A 6461-nucleotide genomic window follows, 5' to 3' on the forward strand; every position below is an offset into this window, starting at 1 on the left:
GACGACGACTTCGCGGTCGCCGCCGTGCACCGCGGGTTCCTGGCGTCGCTGCCGGAGTTCACCGTGGTCGGCGAGGCGCACGGCGGCGCGGAGGCGCTGCGCGCGGTGGAGTCGCTGCGGCCGGACCTGGTGCTGCTGGACATCCACCTGCCCGACATCTCCGGGCTGGAGGTGCTGGCGCGGCTGCGGTCGCGGTCCGGGCCGCAGGTGGACGTGATCGCGGTGACCGCGGCGCGCGAGCGGGAGACCGTGAGGCAGGCGATGTCCCGCGGCGTCGACCACTACCTGGTCAAGCCGTTCACCCGGACCGCGTTCCTGGACCGGATGCGGGAGTACCTGGCGCGCCGCGCCGAGGTGCGGCGGCTGGGGCCGTGGCTGGACCAGGAGGAGGTGGACCAGCTGCTGCAGCACCGGCCGCGCAGCGCGCTGCCCAAGGGCCTGTCGGCGGTGACGCTGCGGCTGGTGCTGGACACGCTGCGGACCACCACGGGCGACCTGTCGGCGCAGGAGGTCGGCGAGCGGGCCGGGTTGTCGCGGGTCAGCGCCCGGCGGTACCTGGAGCACCTGGTCAGCGTCGGCAAGGCCGAGGTGCAGCCCCGCTACGGCATGGCCAACCGCCCCGCCCACGGCTACCGGCTCACCTGATCCCCGAGCCGGGGCGGGTTCGGTGTGCCGAACGCGTGACGTTACCTCGACGCGAACAGGCGGAAAATCTCCCACTTGGCCGCTGTGCGGGAAGCCGCCGGCTCGTAACGTGTCGCGCGGGACGTCCCTCCCGCGGCCGCCGCCCTCGCACTCCGACGGCCGCGGGTGTCCCGTAGCCCACCCTGCTCTCGACCCGGCCGACCCCGGGTCCACGAGGGCTGCCCGCCGAAAGGACAACCATGCGCACCAGCAGGTTCCGCGCCGCGCTCGTCGCCGCGGCCGCCGCACTGCTCACCGTCGCCGGCGCCACCTCCGCCTCGGCCGCCCCCGCCGACCGGGAGCCGGTGTTCCAGCCCGCCGCCGACACCCCGGTCACCGCGCTGGTCACCAAGCTGACCCACGCCCAGGCCACCTCCCGCCTGCGCACCGCCGGCATCTCCTGGACCTCCAGCGGCGGGTGCAGCGACCGGTACAACTCGACCTGCACCTCGTTCGAGCAGGTCAACCTGACCACCATCCAGGGCGCGGAAACCCTCAAGCGCGCCACCGGTTGCGCCCTGACCATCACCGGCGGCACCGAGACCGGCCACGCCAGCGGCACCTACAGCCACTGGAACGGCTACAAGCTGGACTACCGGCTCTCCAGCTGCCTCGACTCCTACGTCAAGAACACCTTCACCTCCATCGGCGGCAGCAAGTGGCAGTCGGGCTCCGTGAACATCTACTACCTGGAGGGCAACCACTGGGACGTCACCTACTACAACTGCGGCGGCTGCTGACCGCGACGCGCACCGGGGCCCCGCGTTCCCCCCGGAACGCGGGGCCCTCGCCGTCGATCCGGGGCTCTCGCCGCGTGGGGCCGGCGCCGGACCCGGCCACCGACATCCGACGCCCCCGGAGGAGGAGGTGGGGGCGCCGGACGCCCGCGGCTAGCCCTGGCGGAACCAGCGGCAGTCGTAGGGGCCCAGCTCCACCCGGGCCACGCCGTCCTTCACCGGCACGGTGCCGTCCACCAGCAGGTCGGTCAGCTCGCCCTCGAGCCCGTCGATCTCCACGGTGGCGTCGCGGCCGGCCAGGTTGTGCACGGCCAACACGGTGCCGCCGTCGATGTCGCAGCGGTGGGCCAGCACCGACGGCTCGGCGGTGTCGAGCACCTGGAACTCCCCCCACGCCAGCTCCGGGCACTCCCGGTAGCGCTCGACCAGCAGGCGGACCCACGACAGCAGCGAGTCGGGGTCGCGGCGCTGCTCGGCGGCGGCGTCCCACCACATGGGGGTGCGCACGGCCTCCCGGCCCTCCAGCGACAGGTCCTCGGTCATGCCGACCTCCTCGCCGTAGAACAGCACGGGGGTGCCCGGCAGGGAGAACAGCAGGCTGTAGACCATCTTGACCCGCTTGAGGTCGCCGCCCAGCATCGACGGCAGGCGGCGGCGCAGCCCCCGCCCGTAGAGCTGCATGTCCTCCTCCGGGCCGAAGGCGTCGAAGACCTCCTGGCGCTCGGGCACGGTCAGCTTGTCCAGGGTCAGCTCGTCGTGGTTACGCACGAACGTCGCCCAGTGGCAGTCGCGCGGCGGCTGCGGCCGTTCCTTGAGCGCGTGGGCCAGCGGGCTGGCCTCCTGGCGCGCCAGCGACAGGAACATCTGCTGCATGCCGATGAAGTCGAAGCACATGTGCAGCTCGTCGCCGACCCCGTCGTTGTCGCCGAAGAACTTCATCGTCTCGGTGTAGGGCAGGTTCACCTCGCCCAGCAGCACCGCCTCGCCGTTGCGCCGCGACAGGAACGCCCGCAGGTCACCGAGGTAGTCGTGCGGGTCGGGCAGCGCCTCGACCGGCGCCTCCAGCAGGAACGGCACCGCGTCCACGCGGAACCCCGACAGGCCCAGCTCCATCCAGAAGCCCATGACGCGGGCGATCTCGTCGCGCACCGCCGGGTTGGCCACGTTCAGGTCGGGCTGGTGCCGGTAGAACTTGTGCAGGTAGTACCTGCCCGCCTTGCGGTCGTAGGTCCACAGCGACTTCTCCTTGTCGGGGAAGACGATGCCCTCGTCCGCGTTCGCCGGCTTCTCGTCGGCCCACACGTACCAGTCGTGCCGCGGCGAGTCGGGGTCGCGGGCCTCCTGGAACCAGGGGTGCTGGTTCGAGGTGTGGTTGACCACCAGGTCGGCGATCACCCTCATGCCCCGGTCGCGGGCGGTGCGCACGAACTCCACGAAGTCGCCCAGCGTGCCCAGCCGCGGGTCGACGTTGTAGAAGTCGGTGATGTCGTAGCCGTCGTCGCGGTCGGGCGTGGGGAAGAACGGCATCAGCCACAGGCACGTCACGCCCAGCCGGTGCAGGTGGTCGATCTTCTGGATCAGGCCCCGGAAGTCGCCGTAGCCGTCGCCGTCGGAGTCGTGGAAGGTCTCCACGTCCAGGCAGTAGACGACGGCGTTCTTCCACCACAGGTCCGCGGTGCGGGTCAGCTTCACGCCCGCACCTCCGGCAGCACGTGCTCGCCGAAGGCGTCCAGGAACCGCTCCTGCTCGCGGCCCACGTGGTGCAGGTAGATCTCGTCGAAGCCCAGGTCGGCGTACTCGCGCAGGACCTTGGCGTGCCGGCCGAGGTCGGTGGAGATGTTGACCACGTTCGCCACCTGCTCGACGGTGACGTGCTCGGAGACGATGTCGAAGGTCTCGGCCAGGTCGAGGTCCCAGCACACCGGCGGGGCGAACACGTTGCTGCGCCACTGCTCGTGCGCCAGCGCGACCGCCTCCTGCTCGGACTCCGCCCAGCTCAGGTGCACCTGCAGGTGCAGCTTGCCCTTCCCGCCCGCCTCCCGGTAGGCGTCGCGCATCCGCTCCAGCCGCTCGACGGGCGCGTTGACCGTGATCAGCCCGTCGGCCCACTCCGCGCACCAGCGGGCGGTCTCCTCGCTCACCGCCGCGCCGATCAGCGGCGGCGGTTCCTCCGGCAGGGTCCACACCCTGGCCCGGTCCACGGTCACCAGCCCCCGGTGGGTGACCTCCTCACCCCGCAGCAGCGCCCGGATCACCTCGACGCACTCGCGCAGCCGCGCGTTGCGGGTGGCCTTGTCCGGCCACACCTCGCCGGTGATGTGCTCGTTGCTGGCCTCGCCGCTGCCCAGCGCCGCCCAGAACCGGCCCGGGTACATCGCGCCGAGCGTGCCGATGGCCTGGGCGATGATCGCCGGGTGGTAGCGCTGGCCGGGCGCGTTGACCACGCCGAAGGGCAGCCCCGTGGACTGGAGCGCGGCGCCCAGCCACGACCAGGCGAACGCGGACTGCCCCTGCCGGGTGCTCCACGGCGAGAAGTGGTCCGAGGACATCGCCGCGTCGAAGCCGACCTGCTCGGCCCGCTGGACGGCGGCCAGGAGCGCGCTGGGGTGGACCTGTTCGTGCGAGGCGTGCACACCGATGACCGTCATGCCGCTTCACGTACCCAACGTCCGCTTCGGCGACACCCACCCGGCCGCGGCGGGCGTCAGCGCAGCTCGGGCCGCCGGGACGCCTCGGGCCGCACGTCCACCACGTCACCCTCGACCACCGCGCCGTCGACGACCGCGCCCTCCATCACGGCCCCGTCGACCACCGCGCCACCGGCCCTCGGGTCGCGCCCGTAACGCAGGTTGAGCACCATCTCCCGCTCCCGCTGCTCCGCCCGCCGCGCCATCCGCCCGCCGATCAGCCGCCGCACGGGCGGGAACAGCAGGAGCAGGCCCGCGACGTCGCTGACGAAGCCCGGCACGATGATCAGGAACGCCGCCGCGGCGATCAGCACGCCGTCGGCCACCTCCCGGTGCGGCGCCCGCCGGGTCCGCAGCGCCTCGGAGAACGCGCCGAGCGCCCGCGTCCCCTCCCGCCGCAACAGCACCGAACCCGCCACGCCGCCCAACAGCAGCAGCCCGAGGGTCGTCAGCGGGCCCCAGGCGCCGAAGGCCGCCACCAGGGCGGTCACCTCGACGGCCAGGCCGATCACCAGTACCGCGAACACGCGCATACCCCACTCAACGCACGAGCACCCCAAAACGCTCCCGGCCGAAATATTTACGCCGAACCGGCCTTCTGGCAGCATATCTTCAGGCCACTCACGCTGTAGGGAGTATGGATGACTGCGCTGCACGAAGTTGCCCCCGTCACGGCCACCCCCCAGCCCTACACCTACACGCGCCGCGAACTCGTCGAACCCGACTGGCGCCGCTTCCCCGGCTGGCGCCACGTCACCGACGCCCAGTGGCGCGACGCCCAGTGGCAGCGCGCCCACTGCGTCAAGAACCCCAAGCAACTCCGGGACGTCACCGGCGACCTGCTCACCGACCGCTTCTACGACGACCTCGCCTCCGACCAGCACCACCTGGCCACCATGTCCATGCTGGTCCCGCCCCAGATGCTCAACACCACCGCACCCGACGCCCCGCTCGACCCCGACGGCTTCACCGCCGCCTTCCTCGCCGACCCCATCCGGCGCTACATGCTCCCCGTCGCCTCCGACCGCGACCCCGACTGGCCCAGCCACCCCCACTCCACCCGCGACTCCCTCCACGAAGCCGAGATGTGGGTCGTCGAAGGCCTCACCCACCGCTACCCCACCAAGGTCCTCGCCGAACTCGTCTCCACCTGCCCCCAGTACTGCGGCCACTGCACCCGCATGGACCTCGTCGGCAACTCCACCCCCCAGGTCGCCAAGCACAAGCTCGCGCTCAAACCCGTCGACCGCCAGGACCGCATGATCGACTACCTCAAGCGCACCCCCGGCGTCCGCGACGTCGTCGTCTCCGGCGGCGACGTCGCCAACGTCCCCTGGGCGCAACTGGAGCACTTCCTCATGCGGCTGCTCGACATCGACACCGTCCGCGACGTCCGCCTGGCCACCAAGGCCCTCGCCGGACTACCCCAGCACTGGCTCCAGCCCAAGGTCGTCGAAGGACTCGAACGCGTCGCCCGCACCGCCGCCCGCCGCGGCGTCAACCTCGCCATCCACACCCACGTCAACCACGCCCAGTCGGTCACCCCCCTGGTCGCCGAAGCCGCCCGCACCGCCCTCGAAGTCGGCGTCCGCGACGTGCGCAACCAGGGCGTGCTCATGCGGGGCGTCAACGCCACCCCCGACGACCTGCTCGACCTCTGCTTCGCCCTCCAGGGCGAGGCCAACGTGCTGCCCTACTACTTCTACATGTGCGACATGATCCCCAACGCCGAGCACTGGCGCCTCGCCGTCTGGGAAGCACAGGCGCTCCAGCACGCCATCATGGGCTACCTGCCCGGCTACGCCACCCCGCGCATCGTCTGCGACGTCCCCTACGTCGGCAAGCGCTGGGTCCACCAGCTCCACGACTACGACCGCGACCTCGGCATCTCCTACTGGACCAAGAACTACCGCACCGGCATCGAACTCGACGACGACCAGGCCCTCGACCGCCGCCACCCCTACTACGACCCCATCTCCACCCTCGGCGACGCCGGCCGCCGCTGGTGGACCCAGCAGCGCGACTGACCACCCCGGACGCGCCACCACCCCACCGGCCTCACCCGCCGGCACCCGCGTGCAGCGCGGTCAACGCCGACGCCACCTCGAACCCCAGCACCGGGTCCGGCCGACCCGACAACAGGCTCGCGTACAACGGCCGGTAGTGCGCGACCTTCCGCGGCGTCCGACCGTCACTCCCCCACGACGCCAGCAACTCGCCACCCCGGCACGCGAACCCCGTCATCGCCGTGTGGTCCAACCACACCTCCACCTCACCGCACACCACCACGCTCGACTTGCTGCTCGCCCCCGTCCGCCAGTCCACCCGCAACCGCGCCACGCCCTCCGCGCCC

The 6461-nt window shown here is 71.9% G+C and carries 7 protein-coding genes; 3 read left to right on the forward strand and 4 right to left on the reverse strand.

Translation table 11 applies throughout. The features are described from left to right. Both ACFV4N_RS37705 and ACFV4N_RS37710 read left to right on the forward strand, forming a co-directional pair. On the forward strand, positions 1-645 hold a 645-nt coding region (locus ACFV4N_RS37705), incomplete at its 5' end, for a response regulator (RefSeq protein ID WP_499677462.1). Between the two features lie 239 nt (positions 646-884). Beyond that, the gene (locus tag ACFV4N_RS37710; protein WP_499677463.1) at positions 885-1424 is read left to right on the forward strand and encodes a hypothetical protein; all 540 of its coding nucleotides are present in this window, start codon (positions 885-887) and stop codon (positions 1422-1424) included. Between the two features lie 150 nt (positions 1425-1574). On the opposite strand, the gene ACFV4N_RS37715 is transcribed toward ACFV4N_RS37710, so the two are convergent. Genes ACFV4N_RS37715 through ACFV4N_RS37725 form a run of 3 tightly spaced genes read right to left on the reverse strand, consistent with a single transcriptional unit; the run spans position 1575 to position 4641 of the window. Further along, positions 1575-3113 (reverse strand): alpha-amylase family protein, encoded by a 1539-nt coding sequence (locus ACFV4N_RS37715; RefSeq protein ID WP_499677464.1) that lies wholly within the window; start codon positions 3111-3113, stop codon positions 1575-1577. After that, the gene (locus tag ACFV4N_RS37720; protein WP_499677465.1) at positions 3110-4069 is read right to left on the reverse strand and encodes a TIGR03885 family FMN-dependent LLM class oxidoreductase; all 960 of its coding nucleotides are present in this window, start codon (positions 4067-4069) and stop codon (positions 3110-3112) included. The genes ACFV4N_RS37715 and ACFV4N_RS37720 overlap by 4 nt, the downstream gene beginning before the upstream one ends. Positions 4070-4125: 56 nt before the next feature. After that, positions 4126-4641 (reverse strand): FxsA family protein, encoded by a 516-nt coding sequence (locus ACFV4N_RS37725; RefSeq protein WP_499677466.1) that lies wholly within the window; start codon positions 4639-4641, stop codon positions 4126-4128. A 108-nt stretch (positions 4642-4749) separates the two neighbouring features. Here ACFV4N_RS37725 and ACFV4N_RS37730 point away from each other — a divergent pair, with 108 nt between their 5' ends. After that, the gene (locus ACFV4N_RS37730; RefSeq protein WP_499677467.1) at positions 4750-6135 is read left to right on the forward strand and encodes a KamA family radical SAM protein; all 1386 of its coding nucleotides are present in this window, start codon (positions 4750-4752) and stop codon (positions 6133-6135) included. Between the two features lie 31 nt (positions 6136-6166). Here ACFV4N_RS37730 and ACFV4N_RS37735 read toward each other — a convergent pair. Continuing rightward, a partial coding sequence (locus ACFV4N_RS37735; RefSeq protein WP_499677468.1) for a hypothetical protein occupies positions 6167-6461 on the reverse strand: 295 nt, incomplete at its 5' end.

The sequence above is a fragment of the Actinosynnema sp. NPDC059797 genome, from assembly GCF_042732085.1.
GTDB lineage: Bacteria > Actinomycetota > Actinomycetes > Mycobacteriales > Pseudonocardiaceae > Actinosynnema.

Bases quoted from the DNA above. Each gene is read 5' to 3' on its own strand.
- ACFV4N_RS37710 (WP_499677463.1), top strand. From the start codon at position 885: ATGCGCACCAGCAGGTTCCGCGCCGCGCTCGTCGCCGCGGCCGCCGCA.
- ACFV4N_RS37720 (WP_499677465.1), bottom strand. From the start codon at position 4,069: ATGACGGTCATCGGTGTGCACGCCTCGCACGAACAGGTCCACCCCAGC.
- ACFV4N_RS37725 (WP_499677466.1), bottom strand. From the start codon at position 4,641: ATGCGCGTGTTCGCGGTACTGGTGATCGGCCTGGCCGTCGAGGTGACC.
- ACFV4N_RS37730 (WP_499677467.1), top strand. From the start codon at position 4,750: ATGACTGCGCTGCACGAAGTTGCCCCCGTCACGGCCACCCCCCAGCCC.